Raw genomic sequence first — 25,769 nt, 5'->3', positions numbered from 1 at the left:
GCATTCTCAAGCAATCAGGAAAATCTAAAACTGTTGCGTGAACGCATCCAATCATTACAAAAAGATTTAGCCAACAAAGAAGCGCTAAAACAGAGCGCAGCGGATGCATTACAAGGAACTGAGCGGGCAATCAGTGCCATCACGCAAAAAATGACCAAACTGATTGAGCACGACCGGCAAGCCATAGAAGAATACAAGCAGCTGCAAGCACAGCACAAAAAACTCAGCGATGAAATCGGCATCGTACGAAATCAACTGGAAAAATTGCTTTATCAACAATATATCGGGGGACAACAAGATTATTTGCGGTTGGTGTTGAATCAGCAAAATCCGCATCAGATCGCGCGCGATATTTATTATTACCGGCAACTCTCACTCGCCCGTTCGGATAGCATCAAGAATCTCCAGTACAATCAACATGAAATCGAGACTCTGACACAAACCAGCCGTCAAAAGAAAGACGAAATTGCCGCTATCCAAGCGGAATATTTCGATCAACGAAAAAAACTTCAACAAGAAAAAACCAAGCAGCAAACATTGCTTACGCAAGTATCCAGTCAAATTTCTCAGCAGCAACAGGAAATCAGTAAACTCGAACAGGATGAAAAACGCTTAACGAATCTAGTGAACGAAATTAATCAATTGCTTGCGCAAGAAAAATCCAACACGACAATAATTAACAACAAACTTCCGGATGCTTCGACTACGAGCGCGGCATTCTCAACGTTAAAGGGTAAATTAAATTTGCCGGTGCGCGGGAAACTTGTAAACACTTTTGGTGGTCAACGTTCAGGTAAACATGTGACATGGAAAGGTTTATTCATACAATCACCTGATGGCAGTGAAGTCAAAGCAATCTCCGCAGGCCGGGTCGTATTTGCGGATTGGTTAAGAGGTTTTGGTAATTTGATAATTTTGGATCACGGAAACAACTACATGAGCTTATATGGCAATAATGCAACACTTCACAAACAAGTTGGCGAGCCGGCTCGCGGCGGCGAAACGATTGCAACCGTTGGAAATAGCGGCGGTAATGCCGATTCAGGTTTATATTTCGAGCTTCGTCACGGAGGAAAGCCGTTTGACCCGTTGACGTGGATAAAAATAGAATGAACGCAACAGCCATTTACATAAATTTGATCAGTGCGGAGATAGCTTAAATGAGTAACGTAATCAAAAAAACAGGTTTAATTCTGATTGGCGCAATTGCTGGAATGATGCTCAGTTTGAATTTCTCTGCTATTGCCAAAAAAGAAAGTATCGAGGCGATTCATCCGCTGCCGATCGAAGAATTGCGAACCTTTGCCCAAGTGTTCGGCCGGATCAAAAGCGATTATGTTGAGTCTGTGGAAGACAAGAAACTGATTACCGAGGCGATCAATGGCATGCTGATCGGACTGGATCCGCACTCGTCATACCTCGATAAAGACGAATACAAAGAGCTGCAAATCGGCACACAAGGCGAATTCGGCGGTTTGGGAATTCAGGTTACGATGGAAGACGGTGTCGTAAAAGTCATATCGCCAATTGAAGACACACCGGCGTTTCGCGCTGGCATTAAAACCGGCGATCTTATCGTCAAATTGGATGATACCGTCGTCAAGGGTATGACACTGAATGATGCGATCAAGCTGATGCGCGGCAAGCCCAACACTTCGATCAAGATCACGATTGTGCGGGAAGGAGAAACCGAACCGCTGGTCTTTAATCTGGTGCGCGATATCATCAAAATCCAAAGCGTTAAATCGAAAATGATCGAACCGGGTTATGCGTATATCCGTATCACGCAGTTCCAAGAACAAACCGGTGAAAATCTGGCGCAAGCTATCAAAACGCTTTTTGCCGAAAACAGCGGCGCAATGAAAGGATTAATCCTGGACTTACGCAATGATCCGGGTGGATTACTCAATGGCGCTGTCGCCGTATCGGCTGCCTTTCTGCCAGAAAATGCTCTAGTCGTTTATACCGAAGGCCGTAGTCCGGATGCAAAAATGAAATTGCACGCCAACCCGGAATACTATCTGCGCGGGCCGGATGAAGATTATTTGAAAGGATTGCCATCCGCGGTTAAAACGGTACCAATGATCACCCTGGTTAATGGCGGTTCCGCTTCCGCATCGGAAATTGTTGCGGGAGCGTTGCAAGACCATAAACGCTCCATCGTGATGGGATCGCAAACGTTTGGTAAAGGATCGGTGCAAACAATTCTGCCGTTAGGTAACAATACCGCGATCAAACTGACTACCGCGCGCTATTACACACCGAATGGCCAATCTATTCAGGCGCAAGGAATCACACCCGATGTACTGGATGAAACCGACAGCGGCGATGAGCAACGTTTGCGGGAAGCGGACCTAAACCGGCATTTGTCCAATGGCAAAAAAACGGAGAAAAAAGCTGCTTCCGAAGCTGAAAAAGCCGCTTTGAAACCCGCTAGCGACAAAAAAGAGAAGAAAGAAAAGAAAAACAAAGACAAAAATAAAGCCCCTATGGAATTCGGCTCCGAGGAAGATCTCCTGTTGAAACAAGCTATGAATTACTTCAAGGGCATTACCCCATCACCCGAGAAAAAAAGCGACGAAACCAAGAGCTGATCTCAGGAATCGTGGATGACCAGCAGTTACTTCGCTACAGCCGTCATATCCTGCTCCCGCAAATCGACATTGCGGGGCAGGAAAAACTCAATCAATCGCATGTATTAATTATCGGTGCAGGCGGCCTGGGTTCTCCCGCCGCCTTGTATCTCGCCGCCAGCGGAATTGGCCATCTGACCATTTGTGATGGCGATCAAGTTGATTTAACCAATTTGCAGCGTCAGATCATCCATGATAGCGGCGCCATCGGTTTAGCCAAAACACAGTCGGCAAAACAAACGCTGCACAGAATCAATCCCGCAACCCATATCACTACAATTCAAGCGCATGTCGATGCAGAAGAATTGTCGCAGCTGGTCCCGCAAGCCGATGCGGTCATTGACGCCAGTGATAACTTCAGTACCCGCCATCATGTGAACCGGGCCTGTGTCACTCATAAGAAACCGCTAATTTCCGGTGCCGCGGTGCAATTCTCCGGTCAAATCAGTGTGTTCGATTTACGCCATGACAGCAGTCCTTGCTATCATTGTTTATATCCGCTTGCTGGAGACCAGGAGGATATGCCGTGCGCAATTATGGGTGTATTCTCGCCTGTGGTTGGTATCATCGGCAGCATGCAAGCCGCGGAAACGCTAAAAATTCTATTGAATATCGGCCAGAGTCTGAACGGCCGTCTGCTGCTACTGGATGGTCTCGCAATGAACTGGCGCTCGGTCAGATTAAATAAGGACCCGCTCTGCCCGGTATGCCGGCGCAATGACCGGTAAAAAATAATGCATCAGAAACTGATGGTTATTGCACTTTAAAGTAGTTCCTTCGGCAACAAAATCAATCGTTGCGTTTCCCAATTGGCCAGCGGATCACGCCTGAATCCGCTGTTAACAAACTGATACCAGCGGCCAATCACGAAGCACATGAATAAATTGGCTTGCGCTGCAATATCCACGTCCGCTTTCAGCCGTTGCTCGCTAACGGCGAACCGTAATGCCTGTTTTAAAGTCGTTTCCAGCCGGTCGTGCAGCTGATGAATGCGCAATTGCAAATGATCGTTCTCATTGACCAGCGCATCGCCAATCAGAATCCGCGTCATGCCCGGATTTTTTTGTGAAAAACCTAGCAGTAGCAGTAACAAGTTTTCAATCTGCTTGGCATTCGGCTGTTCTTCTTGCAGAATTTTATTGATCAGCACAAATAATGTTTTCTCAATGAATTCAATTAAAGCCGCAAACATGTGCGATTTATTGGAAAAACAGCGATAGATCGCCGATTCCGAAATGCCCGATTGCTTAGCCAACGCAGCCGTGGTGATCTTAACTCGCTGCGGATACTCCAGCATCCCAGCCAGCGCTTGCAGGATCCGGTCTTCTCTTTCGCTTGATTTGATTGAATGATTTGAATGCTTCAATTATTTGGCCGCAACATAACAAAAACGATTGCAGGAATATAACCAAATTAATAAATCAACGCGAGTATTAATCTATCCTACCGTCAATTTTCCCTGCTTCGCTCCTTCCAGTAAGTATCTATAATTATTTGAGTTCAATATGCGCGGCAGCGCAGTGCAAGCTAGACCTGTTCACCTTAAACACGCTAGAATTGCTAATTTTTTGGGTTCGAGCGCATGCATACATGGCGAAAAGTGCCATCCGGTGCCAAAACACCGGTTGCACTGACCATAGGCAATTTCGACGGGGTCCATTTAGGCCACCAGGCCATGCTTTCCCGGTTGAAAGACACCGCCAGCCGGCTAGGGCTTCCGGCCTGTGTCATGACTTTTGAACCGCATCCGCGTGAATTTTTCGCGCCGGATCAAGCACCTGTCCGGCTCTCCAGTTTACGGGAAAAATTAACCTGCTTGATTCAGACAGAAGTCGACTGTATCCACATTTGCCGTTTCAATTACGATTTTGCCAGAATCGGCGCGGAACAATTTATCGCGGACATCCTGAATAAAGAACTTGCAGTGCGCTGGCTGCTGGTCGGCGATGATTTCCGTTTTGGCGCGCGGCGCACCGGTGACTTCGCCATGTTGCAAGCATTGTCAGCAGAAAATAACTTTTCTGTCGAAGCCATGCCCAGTGTTACCATCGACGGGCAGCGCGTTTCTAGTACCGCAACCCGGCAGGCGCTTGCCAACGGCGATCTCGACACCGCCAGGAAATTGCTCGGCAGACCTTACAGCATCAGCGGACGGGTCGTAGATGGGGATAAATTAGGCAAGCAACTTGGATTTCCCACCGCGAACATTCAATTGCAGCATAACCGCCCGCCGCTTTCGGGTATTTTTGTCGTATCCGTGTACGGTGCCATACCATCCTCACCCGCTACTCCGCTGCGAGGTGTTGCCAGTCTGGGTGTGCGGCCGACGACCCATGATAATGGCAGGCCTGTGCTGGAGGTTCATTTGTTCGATTTTCATCAGAAAATTTACGGACAGCAATTACAGGTTAACTTCTTGCACAAATTACGCGACGAAGAAAAATATGTGGATATCAACACACTCATCCGGCAAATCGAGAAAGATGTCGCGCAAGCCAAAAGCTTTTTTATGACTACCCCGATTCATTCCAATAGCATGCGCAACGCCCTTTAACCCATCCATTGAACTTTCATGACTGATTATAAGAAAACGCTCAATTTACTCGACACACCGTTTCCGATGCGCGGCAATCTGGCCAGCCGAGAACCGGGTATGCTGAAAGCCTGGCAAGACAAAAACCTGTATCAAAAAATCCGCGCCGTCAGCAAAGGACGTCCCAAATTCATTCTGCATGACGGCCCGCCTTATGCCAACGGTGACATTCACATCGGTCATGCCGTCAACAAAATCCTCAAGGACATCATCATCAAGAGCAAGACACTATCCGGTTTTGATGCGCCGTACGTTCCCGGCTGGGATTGCCATGGCTTGCCGATTGAGCATCAGATCGAAAAGAAACACGGCAAACATTTGCCTGCCGACAAAGTACGAGAACTCTGCCGCGCCTTTGCGCAAGAGCAAGTGGAGCGTCAAAAAGCCGATTTCATTCGCCTGGGTGTCCTAGGTGACTGGGATAATCCATATCTCACGATGAATTTCAAAACCGAAGCCGGTATTATCCGCGCACTGGGAAAAATTTATCAAAGCGGCTATCTGTATCAGGGACAAAAACCGGTCAATTGGTGTATCGATTGTGGCTCTGCCTTGGCTGAAGCGGAAGTAGAATACGAAGACAAAACTTCACCGGCGATTGATGTGGGATTTGCCGTTCAGTCCGCGCGCTCATCGCTGAGCAGCATCTTCGGCGTCGTCATTCCTGAAAATGCGCAAGCTTACGCCATCATCTGGACCACCACACCGTGGACATTACCGGCTAACCAAGCGGTCAGCGTGCATCCCGATTTCGACTACGCGCTGGTGCAAACTGCACGCGGTCTGGTGATTCTTGCCAATGAATTACAGCAAGCTTGTCTAGCACGCTATGATTTAACCGGTGAAACGCTCGGCACCTGCAAAGGCCAGGCATTAGAACATCTGGCCCTGCAACATCCATTTGAGCCGCGCACGGTAAAAATCATTTGTGGCAAGCATGTCACCCTGGAAGCTGGTACCGGACTGGTGCACACCGCGCCCGCGCACGGTTTGGATGACTATTTTGCCGGTCAGAATTACGGCCTGCCGAGTGACAGCCCGGTGGATGGCAACGGCAAGTTTATTGCCAGTACACCTTTGGTGGGCGGGCTTTCGGTATGGAAAGCCAACGATATTGTCATCGATACGCTCAAAACCAGCGGGCATCTGTTTTGCCTGAAAAAAATCGACCACAGCTACCCGCACTGCTGGCGGCACAAAACCCCCATCATTTTCCGCGCAACCCCGCAATGGTTCATCGGTATGAATCTGCACAGCACAACTGCGAGTGCTGGAGATAAAACATTACGCGATCTGGCCATGCAAGCCGTCGATTCCACCGCATTCTATCCGGCATGGGGCAGAGCGCGCCTGGAAGCGATGATCAAAAACCGCCCGGACTGGTGTGTATCCCGCCAGCGTAATTGGGGCGTGCCGATGACCTTCTTTGTGCATAAAGATACCCATACATTGCATCCACGCTCACTTGAGCTGCTTGAGCAAGTCGCGCAAAAAGTCGAGCAACAAGGTATCGAAGCCTGGTTTGCCCTCGATGCCGCCGAATTGCTCGGCGGCGAAGCGCAAACGTATAAAAAGCTGACCGACACGCTGGACGTCTGGTTCGATTCCGGCACCACGCATGACACCGTTGTCAAAGCGGATGCGCAACTCAAATTCCCGGTGGATCTGTATCTGGAAGGCTCGGATCAGCATCGCGGCTGGTTTCAGTCTTCATTGCTGACCGGTTGCGCCATTGATGGCCGTGCACCCTATGATGCATTGCTCACGCATGGATTTGTGGTCGATGGCAGCGGTCACAAAATGAGTAAATCCAAGGGTAATGTCATCGCCCCGCAAAAAGTGATGGATACTTCCGGCGCCGATATTTTACGGTTGTGGGTCGCTTCCACCGATTACTCAGGCGAACTTTCCATTTCCGAGGAAATTCTGAAACGGGTGGTGGAAAGCTACCGGCGGATCCGCAATACGCTACGCTTCTTACTGGCAAATTTGATGGACTTTAATCCACAGACAGACACCGTTGCCGTGGCAGATTGTCTGGAAATCGACCGCTATATGCTGGCATTGACCCAAGCCTTTCAGGAAGATTTAACGCGCAGCTATCAACGCTATGAATTCCATCAGGTTGTGCATAAACTGCACAATTTCTGCTCTGAAGACCTGGGAGGATTTTATCTGGACATCCTCAAGGATCGCCTGTACACGGCAGCAGCCAAAGGTCTTCCGCGCCGTTCGGCACAAACTGCGCTACACCATATCGCGCATAGTTTGGTGCGGCTGTTTGCGCCGATTTTGAGTTTTACCTCGGAGGAGGTCTGGGAGCATTTGACGGGCGATACTCAGGATAGTGTGTTGTTTCATACGTGGCACGACCTCCCAGCACAACCGGATACCGAATCATTGCAGCAACGGTGGGCAAAAATCCGTTTGCTGCGTTCGCACGTGCTGAAAAAACTGGAAGATTCCCGCACACAAGGAGAAATCGGTTCCTCATTAGCAGCTGCGGTAGAAATACGCGCCAATCAGGAAGATTTCGCCTTACTAAGTGCACTGGGCGACGACTTGCGTTTCGTATTGATCGTCTCCGAAGTCCGCCTGATTCCAGTCAATGACCCGCAGCAGGAAGGCATGACCGTGACATCCAGTGCGCATACGAAATGCGAGCGGTGCTGGCACTATCGCCAGGATACCGGCCAGCATGCGGAACATTCAACGCTGTGCAAACGTTGCGTCAGCAATCTTTATGGTCGTGGCGAAGAGCGGCACTATGCGTAACGCTCAGTTTATGCTCTATAAATGAGCATTTTTAGCCTGTATTTAACACCACAGCGGCAACGCAGATAGTTTTTCAGCGGCTGTTAGATCTTATCGGCAAATACTGGATGAATACCAATTAAGGTTGAATTGGGCCGCGTTACCATTCTCATTAATGGGACAGCAGTCGCCTGATTCAGTGATTTTTTAGCAGGTAGCGATGTCGTATTCATTTGCATGAATCGTCCATTTACTCTAAACTGAATTTACTCTAAACTGCATGAATATTAACAGTTAGATAGATTATTCTTGTAACCTAGAATGAGACACTTCGGATTGATGTACATCCAGCATACTCACGACACTCGATCAAATTCCAACACTGACAAAGAGCCTACTCATGCGATTTAACACGATCTCCGCTGCAATCACCGTCTGCTTGTTTTTCAGCGCTTGCTCTACCAACTCAGCGCGTACTGAAACCCCTAGTCCACAGGAACTCGCGCCTGCCGCGTCGACCAGCGGCGAAACCCGCACGGTGAAGTCGCGCGATGGTTCGTACACCGGCGAAATCATTGGCACCCCTGCAGCGGGTAGCAAATTCTCTCAATTGCAAATCGGCATGCAGGCGATGGAAATCCAGAAGATGATTGGTTTTCCTGATAAATCTCATAGCTACGAATCTGGCAAGCGCTGGATTCCCTTCTACTTTGGCAACGACGCTAGACGCATGCAGGTTCTCTACAAGGACGAGGGCTGCCTAATCTTCACCGATGGCGGTCACTTCAATTCTGGTGGCGACCTCATTCAGATTCAAGTCGACCCATCGGGAGCTTGTTACGAACCGTAATCCAGGCAGGGCCGCGCGCTGGATCACGACCTAATAATTCCTGCAAGTGAAGCAGAGTGGATTGGCTTTCGACCAGCCATTTAAGTCGAATGCTGAGTGATAATTTGCGTTTTATGCTGATTGTTTCAGCCGTCAATCTGACCCAAGTTAACGATCCGCGGCAGGAAGGTATTCTTGTAACATCCAATACACACGTGGAACATTCGACGTTGTGCCAACGCTGCATCAGCAATCTTTATGGTCAGCGACATTATGCGTAAAGCCTAGCTATTATTTACCGGAAACTTGTTACGATGAAGCTTTACATCAGCCTAAGCATTGCTTTAATTTTTTTGATATTAGATCTTGCCAGCAAATACTGGGTCGAATCCACGCTGGAATTCGGTGAGCGCATTCCGCTCACCGGTTTTTTCAACTTGGTGTTGACCTACAATCCCGGTGCTGCCTTTAGTTTCCTCAGCGACCAACCCGGCTGGCAACGCTGGTTCCTGAGCGGAATCGCGGGCAGCGCGGCCTTAGTGATTATCTTTCTGCTCAATAAATACCGGCAGGAGAAATTATTTTGTTTATCGCTGAGTTTGATTCTGGGCGGTGCGCTGGGAAATTTGTACGATCGCATTACGCTGGGTCATGTCGTCGATTTCCTGGATTTTTATATTGGAAATTACCACTGGCCGGCGTTTAACATCGCCGATTCCGCTATTTTTATCGGCGCCGCGTTGATGATTTATGACAGTTTCCGGAAAAAAGAAAATCCGGAAGACTCTGCAAAAGCAACGAAATAAACCAATCTCATTTGTTAGATCTTTTTTCCTTCGTAATCGGGTTTTGCAGGGTATAACCGTTTTCCTTCATTTTATACCCCCCGTAAGCCCCCGCCCCGGCAGCCACTAACGTCCAGCAGCCGGATAACAACGGTATCACCGGCAAGAAAGCAATCAGAGTTAATAGTTGTTTTTTCTTCATTATTGATTCCGGTAAAAATAAAACTTCAATTATTCCAGCAGACTGGCGCACTGGCTATAGATTACAGATTATCCAACGCGCTTACAACCACTCCGCACACGCCGGAAAAACACTTCTCAACATTCGCGGCTGCTAGAGCTCCCTGGATACTTTCCAGTTGCACCAGCTGGCGCATTGCTATAGGAACCACACCATTATCCTATCCCCGCCGCAACGAAAGCGATATCCCTAGCTGCCATGAATATACCGCACGGCTTCTTGTGAGGTCATGCAATGGTCGTTTCTTTGTGTCTGATAGTTTGCAAAGAGTTTACATTCTCTCAACAATTCAGCAAGTCCTCGCAGGTATAGTTCATTCCAACGCAGCAACGTGTTTTTAATCAAAGAACCATCCAATTGATTAAGAGTATGAATCAGATTTTATTACAGCGAGTGGAGGAATCAATGTCATTGCAAGAACTGAAAGCAAATAGCGTAACCGGAGTGCCGGCGATGGCAGTCGATCTGGTTACGAATGAGTTTCTGACGTTTCGTTTGGGAAGCGAGGAATATGGGATTGAGATTCTGAAAGTACAAGAAATCCGAGGTTACGATTCCATCACGCATATTGCCAATTCGCCAGACTATATCAAGGGTGTGATTAATCTGCGCGGCATCATCGTTCCGATCATCGACATGCGAATAAAGTTTGATCTGGGTCAGGCAACATATGATCAATTCACGGTGGTCATCATACTCACTGTAGCAGGCCGAGTGATGGGAATTGTGGTTGATGGGGTATCAGACGTGATTACGCTAACAGATGAGCAAATGCGTCAAGCACCGGGTTTAGGTTCGGTAATCGACACGGAATATATCATGGGCTTAGGTACGGTGGATGAGCGGATGCTGATATTGATCGACATCGAAAAGCTAATGAGCCGAAGCGACATGGGCTTTATTACACATAACATTAATTAATCTACAAATTTCATAAAATACTCTTGAAGGAGAAACATAATGTTTAAAAACATGACCATTAAATCTCGATTGATCGTTGTCATTGGATTTCTTTCTGCGCTGCTAGTTAGCATTGGTGGTATGGGAATTTACGGTATGAACCAAATGAATAGCGCATTCAAAGGTGTTTATGACGATCGTGTTTTGCCTTTGGGCGACCTAGGAGTGGTGTTGGATCGCATTCAACGTATCCGTTTTAATACTGTAATTTCAAGTTATTCTGAGAACCCGGCCATTGTGTCTGAAAGAAAATCACTAAGTGATCAGAGAGCTGAAGAAATAGCCACACTATGGCCGAAATATATGGCAACGAAGTTAACTACTGAAGAAGCCGCATTAGCCAAGGATTTCGAGCAACAATGGAGAAGTCTGTCACAATCTGTCGATCATTCGATGAGCCTGGCGCTGAACAAAGAATTTAAGGCGGCACAACAAAATCTGCATGATGATATGTTTGCCAAATTTGATGCGGCGCATACCACCATGTTCAAATTGCTCGATATGCAGCGGGTACTGGGATCCAATGAATACAAAGCAGCACATCAAGCATACCAGGGATTACTGACGATTAGTAATAGCATGATTGTACTTGGCCTAATTCTGGCTGTAATCGCAGGACTCTTACTGATACGTGCCATCATCAGACCGCTGAATGAGGCCGTTGCTATTGCAAATGCCGTGGCTTCGGGTGACTTGACTACTCGAATCGAAGTGAATTCAACCAATGAAACAGGACGTTTACTGCAAGCACTGAAAACAATGAACGACAATTTGCTGGATTTGGTTGGCAAGGTACGCAACAGCACGGAATCGATCGCAACCGCATCCAGTGAAATTGCGTCAGGTAACTCGGATTTAAGCCACCGCACCGAAGAACAGGCTTCGAGTCTGGAGGAAACAGCGTCTTCGATGGAAGAACTGACGTCAACTGTGAAACAGAATGCGGATAATGCGCGTCAAGCGAATCAACTGGCCGTAGGTGCATCTGAAGTGGCCATGAAAGGTGGTGCTGTAGTTGGACAAGTGGTGCAAACGATGAGCTCGATCAATGACAGTTCGAAAAAAGTGGTTGAGATTATCAGCGTCATCGATGGTATTGCATTCCAAACCAATATACTGGCATTGAATGCCGCAGTGGAAGCAGCCCGCGCTGGAGAACAAGGAAGAGGCTTCGCAGTGGTGGCGACAGAAGTCCGGACACTGGCGCAACGATCAGCAGCGGCAGCCAAAGAGATCAAAGAATTGATCAATGATTCCGTGACAAAAGTGGATGAAGGCACCAAACTGGTGGATGAAGCGGGATCAACCATGGACGAGATCGTTACCGCTGTAAAACGTGTAACCGATATCATGAGTGAAATCTCGGCCGCATCGCAGGAGCAAAGCTCCGGGATAGAGCAAATCAACCAGGCAGTAACGCAAATGGATGAGGTGACGCAACAAAATGCGGCCTTGGTAGAAGAAGCTTCCGCCGCTGCTGAATCAATGAAGGACCAATCCAAAGTATTAATTCAAGCAGTGAGTGTGTTCAAATTCGCGAACCATGGTGAACAAACGGCAGTCGTACCGGCAACAAAAAACCCTGGTGTAGTGACACGGCTGCCTAATCGTGGATCAGCAACCAGGAAAGCTGCGGTTAATACCAAGGCTGAAACAGCACCCGAGAAATTAGCGATGCCAACTCGCAAGGTTGCATCAGGTGGTAAAGAAGATTGGGAAGAATTTTAACAATAAACGTTGATTGAAATAAGGCGATACCTGGGGTAACTCAGGTATCGCCTTAATGATGTGTAAGTCTGCTTACTCTTGATCAGAGCGCTTGCGGAGTCAAAAACTCAGGAAGGTTGCGGAGGAACTTTGATCCATTGGCCTGAGCATTGCTTCACATAGGGATAGTATCCTTCGGGCTTGCGGCAGTAATACCAATAGTTTCTTTGCTGCACAGGCGCGGGTCCGGAAACTTCATTACGTTGAACATAGGTAGGTGCTCTGGCCGGAGCGAATGCCATGGGTGACGAAAACACCGGCGAGCCAGCCAGATATCCGCCCAAGGGATAATACGGTTCAAAATAACGGTAAGGGCCAAAACCTGCATAGCTATTATAGAATCCAACGCCAATACCCCGTCCGCCGTAAAAACCAAAGCTGCTGAATGGCCCGCCGAAGCCATAATAACCAAAGGGAACAAACGGACTGTAATAACCAAATGGTCCAAACCCGAATCCTAATCCCACTCCCAGACCTAAGCCGAATCCCAAACCAAAGTTATCGTGATGATGATGCCCTCCCCCGTGATGATGGTCATAATCATTCCCTGTAGTATTTTGATTTACATTCGTATTATTTTGAATATTCACATTTTGCGTGGAGGAACCGTCTTGAACGGCAGTACTGCCATTCTGGGCGGATTGGTCACCCGCATTAGAAGCAGTTTCGGCAGATCCAGCAGAATCCGTTGTTCCTGCAGATTGAGTTGGATCGGTAGCTTCCGCATTCGGACTCGAATCATTGTGCTGACCCTGAGCGTCCGCTTGAGCACCTTGGCTTGGATCGGAAGCAGCATCAACAGATTGATCCGTTAGCTCCTTTTTCAAGGGTTCATCCGCCGGACCATCACTACCGGATGCCGTATCAGTGCTGTTATCCGGCGTATTTTCCGTAGTAAAGTCATCTGGTTGACTCACTGCATCGGTTTGCTCTAAATCATTTCCCTGGAACGCATCATCGGCCGACCCAAAATCTTCCGGCTGGTTAAACTCATCGTTCTGGTCGAAAGCATCGTTTTGGTCAAAACCACCCTGATCGGAGTAATCCGAATATCCACCCGAATCGAAATCACCGCCATAATCACCACCGTAGTCACTACCAAAATCGCCACCATAGTCACCGCCGAAATCACCGCCATCGAACCCGCCGCCATCTCCCTCAGCGCTTGCTGGAGTCACTAAAAATATTCCGCAGAGGGCGATAGCCAAGCACGCTAATTTATATTTATTCATATCAACCTCAATCAGAATTCACTACAACTTTTATCCGTTAATCAAATCTCTAAACAACACCTCAGGCTTCCTCAGTCATCAACCCACCTCACCTGCTATTTGACACCATCATAACGAGGTAAATCTGAATGCATACTGAATAAAAATCTGAACAAAATGTGATGAATATCAGCCTCGATTTAAGGTGTTGATTACGCTTTCTCGTTAACGAATTCGTTAAGCAGCTGTTTGATGCGCATAGTGTGACTCCCCTGCCAGTAGATCCGATCGCATTCCGGGCAGATCAGAAATTTATCGTAATACCGCTTTGTCAACGGCTCCAAACGATGTTCAATAGGTTTCTTGCCGGTTTCTGTCAATATTCCATTGCACTGGGTACAACGCGTTAACGGTCTGATCAGGGAATATAACGCAAATCTTTTCAGAACTTCCCGGGTTTGAATTTTCGGTCTATCCGCACGCACAAAATACCCGTGCGTAATGATCCTGCGTTTTAATAACGAACGATCCCTGGTAAGCACGACGCGCCGTTGCTCACTGGCTATTCTTACCACCGCGCCATCGTCGTAATCATTACGATAAAGGCAGTCGAATCCAAGCAACCTCAAATAGCGCGCCAATCTTCCAAGATTGCTATCGACCACGAACAGGGGTGGGTGCAATAACTCCGCCCTCAGTCGCTGTGCCGGTATACCGTTAAAATCCTCACTCTGCGGAAAAACCTCGATATGATCGCCATCCCGCACAGTATAGTTAAAATCTACTGCAATACCATTCACCGAAATTCGTTCAACTTCCGGGTGCGGCACATTGAACGATTCGATCATGTCCTTAATCGAAGCTTTCCGCTCAAAGTTGTGAATAATCTCCGTATCGCCCTGCCCGGGTGCAAGAAAATCATTCAACGATTGATAAAAGCGTATTCCGATCTGCGCCACTGATTACATTTCCAGCATGAGTTATTGTTTAGATTCGGATTGCCTGCAGGTGTTTGATGTCAAGGTGAATTTAATTTGATCAAGATCAATATTTCGCGTAACTGTAAACGGTATTCTGCGAATCAGCGTCATACAAAATCAATTAACAAATAACATTCAGAAGGTTCTATATGAGAATTACACAATTTTTAGCAGTATCGGCGGTTTTAGTTCTAGTTGCCTGCGGTGGAAAGCCAACAGCGCCGGAATCACCTGATCCGGATGCTTACGGTAAAACCATTCAGCCTTTCCATCAAATACCATCGGGCGATCAGGAAGGTGGCGGAAAAGCCAGATCGACTGAAGAAAAATCGAATTACTAAAGTTTGCTAGAGGGTGGACAGTGCTCTATGGTTGAAAATCACAAGCAACTGAGGCTGTAGAGCACTGTCTTTTTATCACACAAGAAGAAATTACTTACACACAGTACAGAGAAAACACCGACCGGGCGCCTTAGCCAAGTTATCCGCCTGTTCCGCACACTTTAACGGCCGCCACAAAACCAGCAACCTACCCTGTTCTACGCTGTTGCCCAGGAAAGGTCGTATGCTTCGGGGAACGGTCCGGATTTGTAGTCTATATCACCTTTCGGTTCCACATCTTTCTTCAGCAATACTTGCCGGACCATTTCAGGAATCATCACCATACCCACGTAACGCCCCAGGCATTCATGGTTGCCGAATCCAAAGTGGAAATAGTTATACCAGTTACGTTGCGGGATAAATTCGTCCGGCGACTCAAATGCCCGTTCATCGAACGTCGCGGATAACGTCACCGGCAGAACATAAGTACCGGCACGCAAAACTGTTTCGTGGTCTGTTCCTTTCGCCGCCGTATAATCGCTCACCGTAGTGCGGAATAAATACGATGTGATCGGAACAAAACGCAATGCTTCCCATACGATACCGTCGAACTCGGTTGTATCTTCCTTCTGTGCAGCCGCTTTTGCCGCCGCCAGCCATTGCGAATGCTGGAACAAATATTGCAGCACTTGCGCTACAGCTTGCGCAGTGGTCTCGATCGCACCGATCAACAAGCCGCCGGCATTCACACCCAGCCGTTTGATATCAAAATCCAGTTCTTTAGCAAAACTGGTGCGTAGCATCCGGGTGACGATATCATCATCCAATCGGACGATTGTTGAAAACGTCAATTTCTCCAGTTTCACCGCCAGTAACCGCTTCGCAATCAGCATCGTGATGTAGTCTCCCAGTTTTTTGGAAGTTTCATTATGACGATCGATAATGCGTTTTGACAGTTCCGGAGGCAGTAAATCGAATGGCTGATTATGGAACGTATCGTATTGATTCCAGTAAGACCATTCGATCAAGTCTTCCCTGTTAGCGCCCGTCAGTCCAAAATACTTTTGCACCAATGTCGCGGGAACCATCCGGCAAAATTTATTCACAACTTCGATCTGCCCACTGGCGTTACCGAGAATGCCACCGGCGATATCCGCAACCATATTGCGCACTCTGGGCAAATCATCACGATTCAACATAAATTGCATCAGCGATTTCTCACGGGTATGCAGTGCATCGTCATCGTGCGCCATTAGGTAATTGTCCATTTTGGGAACGTACGGCTTGACGGTAAATACTTTGTACATCAGCAGTATTTCCCTGACATCGTCAAACCGGGTCACCAAGGTGCAATCCGGCGTCACCAGGATTGGACGCTTAGCGCGCAATTCCTTAAAAAAAGGTAAAGGTTCCGTATCCATCCAGCGGCGCACCAATGGAAATTTTTCCGCATCGGGAGTCGCATCATACCGTTCAAGATAGCTTGTACTCATTTCAATACTCCTTGTTCAATAAGCATCCCCGCAGCAAGACCACGGGGAATCGCAGGTTAAGAATGATTCCAGATTACAGAGTTTTAAGATATTCCAGCACGTCGAGTTTTTCATCCTTGTTCAGCGGTCTTAAAGTTACACCATTCGGTTGCGCTGTTTTACCGGATGCATATTCGTGTCCGGCGTTACTATTGCCAGGAAAACTGGTATCAAAAGTGAAGCTTTTATACCCGCTACTTTTTAATCCCACTTTGACCGGATCAAATTCGCGTGAACCCACTTCAAATTGATCAGGACGGTATTCCCCATCTTCCGGATCACCTTCACGCTTTTTGGGTAATAACAAATCATACAATGATGGAACAGAACCATTGTGCAAATACGGCGCGGTTGCCCAGATTCCATTCAAAGGCCGTCCCTTGTAGGCATTGAGTGAGGCCAATGGATTGACTGTAGTATCCGGGTCATAGTTACCATTTTTGATTGAGGATTTAATCTCATTTTCCGCATAGGCTGTTACAAGATTGGCTGCCCAATCCGTCCAACGCTGGAAAAACCACTTATCAGGATCAGGAGTAGCCACTACATTTTTTGTTGCTTGAGTCAGCAAGGCTGCAACGGGCGCTTCCTTATCCAGCAAAATATTACCCACTTCCAATCCTACATACTGGTTGCGCAAAATGCCGGAATACCCCTGATATTTGAAGCTATTCTCTGCCATCGTGGAATCCGTTCCTATCGCGCTGACTTTCGTCATATGAGCAACGACGCGCCGGTTTGGATCGTCACGATCAATTCTGGCATGGCAGGCCGCACAATATTCATCGAATAATAGTTTGCCTTTTGCAGCTTGCTCCTCATTGATTTTTCCTAGAATTTCTTGCGGCCATACCGGAGAATTCAATTTCTTCAAGTGCGATTCAATTCTGTGCAAGTTTTGCACATCAACGGAAGAATCAAATTTGACGCGCGTATTGCCAGAACCTTGGAAGAGAATCGATGTCAATGACGTCCCTTTCTCTTCTTTCCAGTCAAGCGTGCCAAATACGCCAATCACTTCACCGGTATTCCGGCCAATCGGCCCCAGCCCGGCATTGTCAGCGATCCCATTCCATTGCACATAATCGTGTTGCGCAATATCCCACAAGAAAGGATAGCTAACGGGCGCATCAGGCCGATTGAAAATCTCATTATTCAACAGCGCTATTTGCTCAAATGTCAGATACTTACTCAGACGTTCCATCAAATGATCACGCTGCTCTCCCGTTATCACATTATCAATTTTTGCCAGGATTTCATCGATTTGCTCCTTCGTCATCACTTTATCATCCATTATCTTCCGGTCGCTCAGTATCTCTCTCAGCTCTCTTGCGTTAATGGTATGTTCAAGCACACGGTTATATATGCGTCCGAAGGCATCCAGCCGTGCATAGCCATAAGAAGTTTGACTGGCATTGATATAGGTATAACTGTATATGCGCTGTTCATATTTACTTAAATCAGCGAGCACATCAGCTTCCGACTTGTAATTCCCCCTGGCCAATACATTTTTGACAAACCGCTGTTTGGCTTCCGCATCTTCGCGCGTATGTTTCAAGGCTTTTGCCAGATCGATCATGATGTTTTCCATATCCGCGCTAGCCGGACCACCATCAATGCGGATACCCACACCGTTATAGTTTATCTGCCCGGTGTGGCAAGCCGCGCAAGTTAAACCGACATATTCCTTGCCTTTGTACTTATCTTTAACCCAACCGACCGGCAATGCATCCGGGTTTGCCGATGAAGCCTTCTGAGGTAAATACCGGTAAAAATTCATATTCTCATCGGAACGGAAAAGCTGGGACTGTCCCGGCTTCTCCAACGCCAGAAAGAAATCATAGGGCATCAAGTTTGATCCCTGTGTAGTGTAGTAAAACCACAAACTGTCGACAGAATTCCAACCCTGATCAAGGTATTGCACCTTTGTATAGCTATCGCCAAGATGATCTTTCTCAACAGTAACCGCGTGGCGATCATCAGGTTCGTTTCCCGGGATAAGGGTGCAGGCGGATAGTATGCCGATGGAAAGCATCGAAGCTACATAAGAAAATAAAGATCGTTTTTCTGACGAAATGAAATATTGTTTCACGATAAATCCCCTTTCATTTGAATTTGTTTAATCAGCATTGTTAAGGACAATGTGCATTACTAATACCCGTAAACTCCTGCTCCTTACATTACCTGACTTTGGATTATTTCTTCTCGAGGCCCGTGCTTGACGCTAACGCTCAATCTTGGCGGATTGTATTTTTCTTATTGGCAGTTCCCGATTATATTCACAATCCTTTGCTGATCATAGCAATACTCGCACATCTCAGAAACATATTTGATACAAACAGCAACTTTACGGTATAACCTTAAGGAATCGCATTAGCTTTCTCACTGCACCGGCTTGAAACCGTTTGTCAGCAACCCAAGAGCCCGGACGGGAAAGCAAATTGGCAACAACGGGTTTCCCGCTATGGGCCATACATTGGCATTGAGCGGCACCTTAAATACAACCACCATCAAAATACAGGGCGTTATCATGAAAAATCCATTCGCCGTTTTACTTTCGATCGTTTTTGTTTTCGCACTGACTGCCTGCGCCACAGCGCCCACCGCACCCGCCGGTGATGACCGCATTCACGTGACCATTCTGCACTTTAACGATATTTACGAAATCACCCCGGTCAGCGGCGGTAAGGAAGGCGGCATTGCACGGGTCGCCACCTTGCGCAAGCAATTGCTGGCGCGCAACCCCAATACCATCACCACACTCGGCGGCGATCTGTTCAGCCCATCCGCAATCGGCACCGCCCAGTATGAAGGCGACCGGCTGGCCGGACGGCAGATGGTCGATGTGCTGAATCACTTTGCACTCGACTATGCCACCTTCGGCAACCATGAATTCGATGTCAAAGAAAGTCAATTCAACCAGCGCATGAAAGAAGCGAAATTCACCTGGGTATCGAGCAATGTTTTTGCCGCTGATGGTCAGCCTTATGCCGGCGTCAAACAGAATCTGGTGATTCCCATTGCGGATAAAAAAAGCGGAAAAACCTTCAGAATCGGTATGTTTGGCTTAACACTGGCCGCAAACAACCCCGGCTACGTGCGCTACTCCGACCCCATCGCAGCCACCGCCGAGCAAATCAAACAACTCAATGGGCAAACCGATTTCATGATCGCCCTGACGCATCAAGCCATTGATGACGACATCGAACTGCTGCAAAAATTTCCGCAAATCGGCCTACTGCTGGGCGGGCATGAACATGTCAACTATCAAAACTGGCGCGGCAATTTCACTCCCTTGCTGAAAGGCGACGCCAATGTACGCTCGGTGTACGTAGTCGATCTTTATTTCGATCCGCAAACCGGCAAAACCGAAGTCAAACCCACGTTTGTGCCGATCAACGGCACTCTGGCCGAAGATCCCGCCGTCAAAACCGTGGTCGACAAATGGATGAACATCGCTTTCGATGCCTTCCGGCAGCAAGGATTTGAACCCGAAGCCGTGGTCACGACCACCACGGAAGCATTGGACGGGCTCGAATCGAATGTGCGCACCCGCAAAACCAACCTGACCGAACTGATCGCCCAAAGCCTGCTGCGCCCCTACCCGGAAGCCGAACTCTCGCTCTACAACAGCGGTTCGATCCGCATCGACGATGTGCTGCCCGCAGGTCAAATCACCGTCTATGATGTTATACGGGTACTGCCGTTCGGCGGCAAAGTGCAACTGGCCGCGATCAAAGGCAGTTTGCTGTTAAAGGCGCTGAATCAAGGGATAGCAAATGCCGGTGCAGGCGGCTTTCTGCAATCCGCGAACACGCAACAGGTCAACGGCGCCTGGAAAATTAACGGCAAACCACTGGATACCAAAAAAATTTACAAACTCGCGATCAACGACTTTCTCGCTTCCGGCAAAGATCGCGGTTTGGATTATCTGAAACCGGGCAGCCCAGATTTTGTCATTGTTAATCCAGGAGATAATTATGATATCCGCCAAGTGGTGATTGATCAGCTGAAGAATAATTGAGAAGTCCGGCAATATCGATAATTGAAATATTTTTCGGGATCGGTTGTGAGCTCTACATTTCAAACACAATAACGGCTTTCCTAAACAACTCCAATTGAAAATGCAGTATAAACTTGTCCGGATTGATTGAATAATCGATCCGTCCGGCTACGTTTTATTCCGAAGCGAATCGTTTCGCGCAGCATGCCAACTTTGAGTTGTTTTGACTAAACATCAGGAACAACAATATGAATTACCACATGAACACGATCAGCACAGTACTCGGAATAGTTTTATCGGCAATCATCACGCTTGACCAAGCTCATGCCAACAGCTTACCGGAACTCTATAAACGCAGCGGCTTGCAAATTGGCGGCTGGATCAATGGCGGCGCAACCTACAATGCTAATAATCCGTCGGATGGTTTCAACGGCGCGGTTACCTTCGCCGATCGCGCCAACCGGTTTCAATTGAATCAGCTAAATCTCTTTATCGAACGCAGCGTCGAAACGGATGCTTCCAATTGGAGTCTTGGCGGGCGCTTCGATTTCCTGTTCGGAACCGATGCCATTTACACTCAGGCCTTCGGTATTTCCGCGTTCGACGAAAATACCGGCGAACCATCGGAGCGAGGCAACTGGGATTTGAATCTCTGCTGCAAGTCGACGCGCACCTATGGCATCGCGCTGCCGCAAGCTTATTTGGAAACGCACGTACCGGTCGGCAACGGCCTGAACATCAAGGCGGGACATTTTTATACGCCGCTGGGTTATGAAAGCGTTCCCGCGCCTGACAATTTTTTTTACACCCGCGCATATATCCTGAACAGCGGCGAGCCGTTCACGCACACCGGTTTTCTAGGCACTTATAACATTGATAAAAACTGGACCATCCAGGGCGCGGCGACCACCGGCAGCGCCACTGGCGGATGGGACGGCGGCTTTGACAAACAGCTCGACAACTGGGGCGGATTGGCCAATCTAACATGGAATAGCGACGATAAAAGAACCAGTATGGCGTTGGGCGGCACCTATGGCCAAACGGCGGTGAATCAACCATGGATGATGTACAGCGTGGTGCTGCAACATTGGCTCACTCCCAGGATGCACGGCGTATTACAGCATACGCATGGCTGGGCGGCCGATATCAGCCTGCCCGGAGGAATCAGCAACGCTGCTTGGTATAGCATTAATACCCACCTGACTTACGATCTGCAAAAAAACCTGTCGATCGGCATTCGCGCCGAACGGTTTCACGACCGCAATGGCTGGCGGGTGTTTTCCCCTTATCGTATTCTGTCGGCAATGAACAATAAGGGCGTCAGCTATGCCGGGAATATTCCTTTCGCCAGCGCGCCTGCGGATTATTACGCCGTTACCCTGGGTATGAACTGGAAACCGGCGATGCACTGGAACAAAGGCTGGAAGCCGGTGCGCAATCTCAATATCCGCAAGAATATCCGCTACGACCGGGTAGATGGCATCAACACGGCTTTCCACCCGTTCGACGGCAAAAAGGATCAGTTTTTATTCTCGCTGGATGCGATGATTCCTTTTTAAAAATAGACGTCAACCCAAGGAAACCCGGAAAACAAAAACGAGCAATTACCAGAAGACGATCATCGGGTTATCAGCACAGCAGTTTCTCAAGTTTCCTTTCAAACGCCCTAACCGGAATCGATCAGGTAGAATACCGCCATTATGTTTTTCAAAGCGGCCCCAAAAATGATGTTACGTAAAATCTTCATTGCCAATCGCGGCGAGATTGCGGTGCGCATCATTCGAGCGTGTGCCGAGATGGGCATCCGCTCGGTGGCGATTTATTCGGAAGCGGATCGTTTCGCGCTGCATGTCAAGAAAGCGGATGAGTCGTATTGCATCGGCAGCGAGCCAATGGCGTGTTATCTGAACATTCACGCGCTGGTCGATCTGGCGCTGGCAACCGGCTGCGATGCGATACATCCGGGTTATGGGTTTCTATCCGAAAACGCGCAATTCGCGCGCGCCTGTAAGGAGCGCGGACTGATTTTCATCGGCCCCGAACCGGATGTGATTCATCGCATGGGCGATAAAACCGAAGCCCGCAAGGCGATGATCGCCGCCGGTATTCCGGTAACACCGGGATCGGATGGTAATTTGCACTCGGTCGACGAAGCGCTCAAAGTTGCCGGACAGATCGGTTATCCGGTCATGCTGAAAGCGACATCCGGCGGTGGCGGGCGCGGTATCCGCCGCTGTGATAATGCCGAGGAATTAAAACGCAATTATGTGCGGGTGATTTCCGAAGCGACCAAAGCATTTGGCAGCGCCGATGTGTTTCTGGAAAAATGCATCGTCAATCCGAAACATATCGAAGTGCAAGTGCTGGCCGATCATCACGGCAATGTCATCCATCTTTACGAGCGCGATTGTTCGATTCAGCGCCGCAATCAAAAGCTCATTGAAATCGCGCCGTCGCCGCAATTGGACGAAGCGCAACGTCAGTATATCGGCGGCCTGGCGGTGATTGCCGCGAAATCGGTCGGTTACACCAACGCGGGCACGGTGGAGTTTCTGCTGGATGACAGCGGGCGTTTTTATTTTATGGAAATGAATACCCGCGTGCAGGTCGAGCACACCATTACCGAAACCATCACCGGCGTCGACATCGTCGAAGAACAAATCCGGGTGGCGGCGGGCTTTCCGTTGCGCTTCAAGCAAGAAGAAATTGTCCGGCGCGGCTATGCGATCCAGTTCCGCATCAACGCCGAAGATCCTAAAAATAACTTCCTGCCCAGTTTCGGCCGCATTTCCCGTTATTACGCGCCGGGCGGCCCGGGCGTGCGCACCGATACGGCCATTTACACCGGTTATGAGATCCCGCCCTTTTACGATTCCATGGTCGCAAAGGTCATCGTCAGCGCGCTGACCTGGGAAGATGTGATCAAGCGCGGACAACGCACTTTACGCGATATGGGAGTGTTCGGCATCAAAACGACGATTCCCTATTATTTGCGGATTCTGAAACACCCACAATTCCGCAGCGGCAAATTCAATACCGGTTTCGTCGAACAAAATCCGAATCTCATCCAATATTCCGACAAACCCCGGCCGGAAGTGCTGGCCAGCGTGATCGCCGCGGTCGTGGCCTCGCATACCGGTCTGTAAATACCGAGCTCATTGGTTAATCAAGGAAAATCCATGCAAAAAGTTCATATCACCGATGTCATTTTGCGCGACGCGCACCAATCCCTGATCGCCACACGGATGCGTACCGAAGACATGCTACCGGCTTGTTCAATGCTCGACAGCATCGGCTACTGGTCGCTGGAATGCTGGGGCGGCGCGACGTTTGACGCCTGTTTGCGGTTTTTGAAGGAAGACCCTTGGGAACGCTTGAGCAAACTGAAAGCCGCGTTGCCAAATACGCCGCTGCAAATGTTGCTGCGCGGACAGAATCTGCTCGGTTACCGGCATTATTCCGACGATGTGGTGCGCGCGTTCGTCAAACGCGCTGCGGCCAACGGCATGGATGTGTTCCGCATTTTCGACGCGCTGAACGACGTACGCAATCTCAAAACCGCCATCGAAGCCGCCAAGGAATCCGGCAAACACGCGCAAGGCACGATCTGCTACACCACCAGCCCGGTGCACGACGTCAAAAGCTTCGTGACACTGGCCAAGGATCTGGCCGCGCTCGGCTGCGATTCGATTGCGATCAAGGATATGGCCGGTCTGTTGACACCGTATGCGACCAGCGAACTGGTCAAGGCGCTGCAAGATACCACCGATCTGCCGATTCATCTGCATTCCCACGCCACTTCCGGCTTGGCCGAAATGTGTCAGCTGAAAGCGATCGAAGCCGGTTGCCGCCATATCGATACGGCGTTATCGTCGTGGTCGGGCGGCACCAGCCATCCGCCGACCGAAAGCCTGGTGATGGCCTTGCAAAGCACGGATCACGACACCGGATTAAATCTGCAAAAACTGCAAGAAGTGAACGATTATTTCGCGCAAATCCGCAAAAAATACCACCGTTTCGAGAGTGAATTCACCGGCGTCGACACCCGCGTGCACGTGTTTCAGGTGCCCGGCGGTATGATTTCGAATCTGGCCAATCAACTGCAGGAGCGTAACGCGCTGGATCGCATCAGCGAGGTTTACGCGGAAATTCCGCGCGTGCGCAAAGATTTAGGTTACCCGCCGCTGGTCACGCCAACGTCGCAAATCGTCGGCACCCAAGCGGTGCTCAACGTCTTGACCGGCAAGCGCTATGACACCATCACCAACGAAGTGAAGCGTTATCTGCAAGGCGGCTACGGCAAAGCACCGGCGCCGATCGACGCCAAACTGCAAAAACGCGCCATCGGCAAAGAAGACATCATCGACTGCCGCCCCGCCGATCTGCTGAAACCGGAATTCGAGCACCTGCGCCGGGAAATCGGCCATCTGGCATCGAGTGACGAAGACGTGCTGAGTTACGCCATGTTCCCGGAAGTCGGCAAGCAATTCCTGGAACTGCGCTCCACCGGCCACCTCGTGCCGGAACCGCTGGAAGTAGCGTCGGCAGCGGGTAACGGCGTGCAAAAAGCACCGACCGAATTCAACGTCGCGCTGCACGGCGAGTCGTACCACGTCAAAGTCACCGGCACCAGCCCGAAAAATCAGTCGCTGCGGCACTTCTACTTCATGGTCGACGGCATGCCGGAAGAAATCGTCGTCGAAACCCTCGATGAAATCGTACTCGACGGCGGCACCCAAGGCGCCGTCAAAAGCGCCATCGCCAGCAAACGCCGCAGCCCCGCAAATGAAGGCGATGTCGTTGTCAGCATGCCGTGCAATATTCTCGACGTGCTCGTCAAAATCGACCAGAAAGTCACCGCCGGGCAGCCGGTATTGATCACCGAAGCCATGAAAATGGAAACCGAAATCACCGCCCCGGTCAGCGGCACCGTCAAAGCCGTTCACGTGATCAAAGGCGAATCGGTGAATCCGAATGAGGTGTTGATTGAGATTGGGGTGGGGTGATACGTCAGAACGTTTTAATACGCGGTTAGTAGGTAAAAATTATCCGCGAGTCCCAAGAGTTGATCCAGACTTTGGGATTAAGCTTGCGAAAGTGGGGCTGATCACTGAAATGGTTTTTTGAATAAGCATTTCATAAGGTAAGGGGAATCATTAAA

At 49.0% G+C, this 25,769-nt stretch carries 22 protein-coding genes; 15 read left to right on the top strand and 7 right to left on the bottom strand.

The window, feature by feature from the left end:
* Positions 1 to 33 precede the first annotated feature (33 nt).
* The 3 genes from R2083_RS02565 to R2083_RS02555 are packed head-to-tail and all read left to right on the top strand — an operon-like array spanning position 34 to position 3,361.
* Positions 34 to 1,113 (top strand): murein hydrolase activator EnvC family protein, encoded by a 1,080-nt coding sequence (locus R2083_RS02565; protein ID WP_317529977.1) that lies wholly within the window; start codon positions 34 to 36, stop codon positions 1,111 to 1,113.
* Between the two features lie 47 nt (positions 1,114 to 1,160).
* Positions 1,161 to 2,594, top strand: a complete 1,434-nt coding sequence (locus R2083_RS02560) for a S41 family peptidase (protein ID WP_317529976.1) — start codon at positions 1,161 to 1,163, stop codon at positions 2,592 to 2,594.
* 11 nt (positions 2,595 to 2,605) lie between these two features.
* Positions 2,606 to 3,361 (top strand): molybdopterin-synthase adenylyltransferase MoeB, encoded by a 756-nt coding sequence (locus R2083_RS02555; protein ID WP_317537399.1) that lies wholly within the window; start codon positions 2,606 to 2,608, stop codon positions 3,359 to 3,361.
* A 35-nt stretch (positions 3,362 to 3,396) separates the two neighbouring features.
* Here the strand turns inward: R2083_RS02555 and slmA are convergent, their stop codons facing one another.
* The gene (gene slmA / locus R2083_RS02550; protein ID WP_317537398.1) at positions 3,397 to 3,999 is read right to left on the bottom strand and encodes a nucleoid occlusion factor SlmA; all 603 of its coding nucleotides are present in this window, start codon (positions 3,997 to 3,999) and stop codon (positions 3,397 to 3,399) included.
* Positions 4,000 to 4,215: 216 nt separating this feature from the next.
* Here slmA and R2083_RS02545 point away from each other — a divergent pair, with 216 nt between their 5' ends.
* The 5 genes from R2083_RS02545 to lspA all read left to right on the top strand — a co-directional run bounded on the left by R2083_RS02545 (position 4,216) and on the right by lspA (position 9,615).
* Positions 4,216 to 5,187, top strand: a complete 972-nt coding sequence (locus R2083_RS02545; protein ID WP_317529973.1) for a bifunctional riboflavin kinase/FAD synthetase — start codon at positions 4,216 to 4,218, stop codon at positions 5,185 to 5,187.
* An 18-nt stretch (positions 5,188 to 5,205) separates the two neighbouring features.
* The gene (gene ileS / locus R2083_RS02540; protein ID WP_317537397.1) at positions 5,206 to 8,001 is read left to right on the top strand and encodes an isoleucine--tRNA ligase; all 2,796 of its coding nucleotides are present in this window, start codon (positions 5,206 to 5,208) and stop codon (positions 7,999 to 8,001) included.
* Between the two features lie 379 nt (positions 8,002 to 8,380).
* Positions 8,381 to 8,830, top strand: coding sequence for a hypothetical protein (locus R2083_RS02535; protein ID WP_317537396.1), 450 nt, complete (start codon positions 8,381 to 8,383; stop codon positions 8,828 to 8,830).
* Positions 8,831 to 8,919: 89 nt separating this feature from the next.
* Entirely contained in the window at positions 8,920 to 9,090 is a 171-nt protein-coding gene (locus R2083_RS02530; protein ID WP_317537395.1) for a hypothetical protein, read from the top strand.
* A gap of 33 nt (positions 9,091 to 9,123) precedes the next feature.
* The gene (gene lspA, locus R2083_RS02525; protein WP_317537394.1) at positions 9,124 to 9,615 is read left to right on the top strand and encodes a signal peptidase II; all 492 of its coding nucleotides are present in this window, start codon (positions 9,124 to 9,126) and stop codon (positions 9,613 to 9,615) included.
* A gap of 7 nt (positions 9,616 to 9,622) precedes the next feature.
* Here lspA and R2083_RS02520 read toward each other — a convergent pair whose 3' ends face one another.
* A complete protein-coding gene (locus tag R2083_RS02520; RefSeq protein WP_317537393.1) occupies positions 9,623 to 9,796 on the bottom strand; it encodes a hypothetical protein in 174 nt (57 codons plus the stop codon).
* Positions 9,797 to 10,240: 444 nt separating this feature from the next.
* Here R2083_RS02520 and R2083_RS02515 point away from each other — a divergent pair, with 444 nt between their 5' ends.
* Both R2083_RS02515 and R2083_RS02510 read left to right on the top strand, forming a co-directional pair.
* Complete coding sequence (locus R2083_RS02515) at positions 10,241 to 10,756, top strand: chemotaxis protein CheW (protein ID WP_411172405.1); 516 nt, start codon at positions 10,241 to 10,243, stop codon at positions 10,754 to 10,756.
* Positions 10,757 to 10,795: 39 nt separating this feature from the next.
* On the top strand, positions 10,796 to 12,523 hold the full coding sequence (locus R2083_RS02510; RefSeq protein ID WP_317537392.1) for a methyl-accepting chemotaxis protein: 1,728 nt from the start codon (positions 10,796 to 10,798) through the stop codon (positions 12,521 to 12,523).
* Between the two features lie 107 nt (positions 12,524 to 12,630).
* On the opposite strand, the gene R2083_RS02505 is transcribed toward R2083_RS02510, so the two are convergent.
* Together R2083_RS02505 and R2083_RS02500 are read right to left on the bottom strand one after the other, a co-directional pair.
* A complete protein-coding gene (locus R2083_RS02505; protein WP_317537391.1) occupies positions 12,631 to 13,794 on the bottom strand; it encodes a hypothetical protein in 1,164 nt (387 codons plus the stop codon).
* 191 nt (positions 13,795 to 13,985) lie between these two features.
* Complete coding sequence (locus tag R2083_RS02500; protein ID WP_317529967.1) at positions 13,986 to 14,732, bottom strand: Mut7-C RNAse domain-containing protein; 747 nt, start codon at positions 14,730 to 14,732, stop codon at positions 13,986 to 13,988.
* Between the two features lie 170 nt (positions 14,733 to 14,902).
* On the opposite strand from R2083_RS02500, the gene R2083_RS02495 reads away from it, so the two are divergent.
* The gene (locus R2083_RS02495; protein ID WP_132424773.1) at positions 14,903 to 15,094 is read left to right on the top strand and encodes a hypothetical protein; all 192 of its coding nucleotides are present in this window, start codon (positions 14,903 to 14,905) and stop codon (positions 15,092 to 15,094) included.
* Positions 15,095 to 15,291: 197 nt separating this feature from the next.
* Here the strand turns inward: R2083_RS02495 and R2083_RS02490 are convergent, their stop codons facing one another.
* The 3 genes from R2083_RS02490 to R2083_RS02480 form a co-directional block, all read right to left on the bottom strand.
* The gene (locus R2083_RS02490; RefSeq protein ID WP_317537390.1) at positions 15,292 to 16,566 is read right to left on the bottom strand and encodes a cytochrome P450; all 1,275 of its coding nucleotides are present in this window, start codon (positions 16,564 to 16,566) and stop codon (positions 15,292 to 15,294) included.
* Between the two features lie 73 nt (positions 16,567 to 16,639).
* Positions 16,640 to 18,697 carry a di-heme-cytochrome C peroxidase gene (locus R2083_RS02485; RefSeq protein ID WP_317537389.1) on the bottom strand — a complete coding sequence of 686 codons (2,058 nt, stop codon included), beginning with the start codon at positions 18,695 to 18,697 and terminating at the stop codon, positions 16,640 to 16,642.
* Between the two features lie 290 nt (positions 18,698 to 18,987).
* Positions 18,988 to 19,137, bottom strand: coding sequence for a hypothetical protein (locus R2083_RS02480; RefSeq protein WP_317529964.1), 150 nt, complete (start codon positions 19,135 to 19,137; stop codon positions 18,988 to 18,990).
* Here R2083_RS02480 and R2083_RS02475 point away from each other — a divergent pair.
* The 4 genes from R2083_RS02475 to oadA all read left to right on the top strand — a co-directional run bounded on the left by R2083_RS02475 (position 19,136) and on the right by oadA (position 25,614).
* Entirely contained in the window at positions 19,136 to 20,629 is a 1,494-nt protein-coding gene (locus R2083_RS02475; protein ID WP_317529963.1) for a bifunctional metallophosphatase/5'-nucleotidase, read from the top strand. The genes R2083_RS02480 and R2083_RS02475 overlap by 2 nt on opposite strands.
* 227 nt (positions 20,630 to 20,856) lie before the next feature.
* Positions 20,857 to 22,167 (top strand): porin, encoded by a 1,311-nt coding sequence (locus tag R2083_RS02470; protein WP_132424761.1) that lies wholly within the window; start codon positions 20,857 to 20,859, stop codon positions 22,165 to 22,167.
* A 168-nt stretch (positions 22,168 to 22,335) separates the two neighbouring features.
* The gene (locus tag R2083_RS02465) at positions 22,336 to 23,754 is read left to right on the top strand and encodes an acetyl-CoA carboxylase biotin carboxylase subunit (RefSeq protein ID WP_317538963.1); all 1,419 of its coding nucleotides are present in this window, start codon (positions 22,336 to 22,338) and stop codon (positions 23,752 to 23,754) included.
* A gap of 33 nt (positions 23,755 to 23,787) precedes the next feature.
* Complete coding sequence (gene oadA / locus R2083_RS02460; RefSeq protein WP_317537388.1) at positions 23,788 to 25,614, top strand: sodium-extruding oxaloacetate decarboxylase subunit alpha; 1,827 nt, start codon at positions 23,788 to 23,790, stop codon at positions 25,612 to 25,614.
* Positions 25,615 to 25,769: the final 155 nt, after the last annotated feature.

Source organism: Nitrosomonas sp. Is35, assembly GCF_033063295.1.
GTDB lineage: Bacteria > Pseudomonadota > Gammaproteobacteria > Burkholderiales > Nitrosomonadaceae > Nitrosomonas.
The sequence above is the reverse complement of the archived record's forward strand: the minus strand, read 5'-3'. Positions and strand labels throughout refer to the sequence as shown.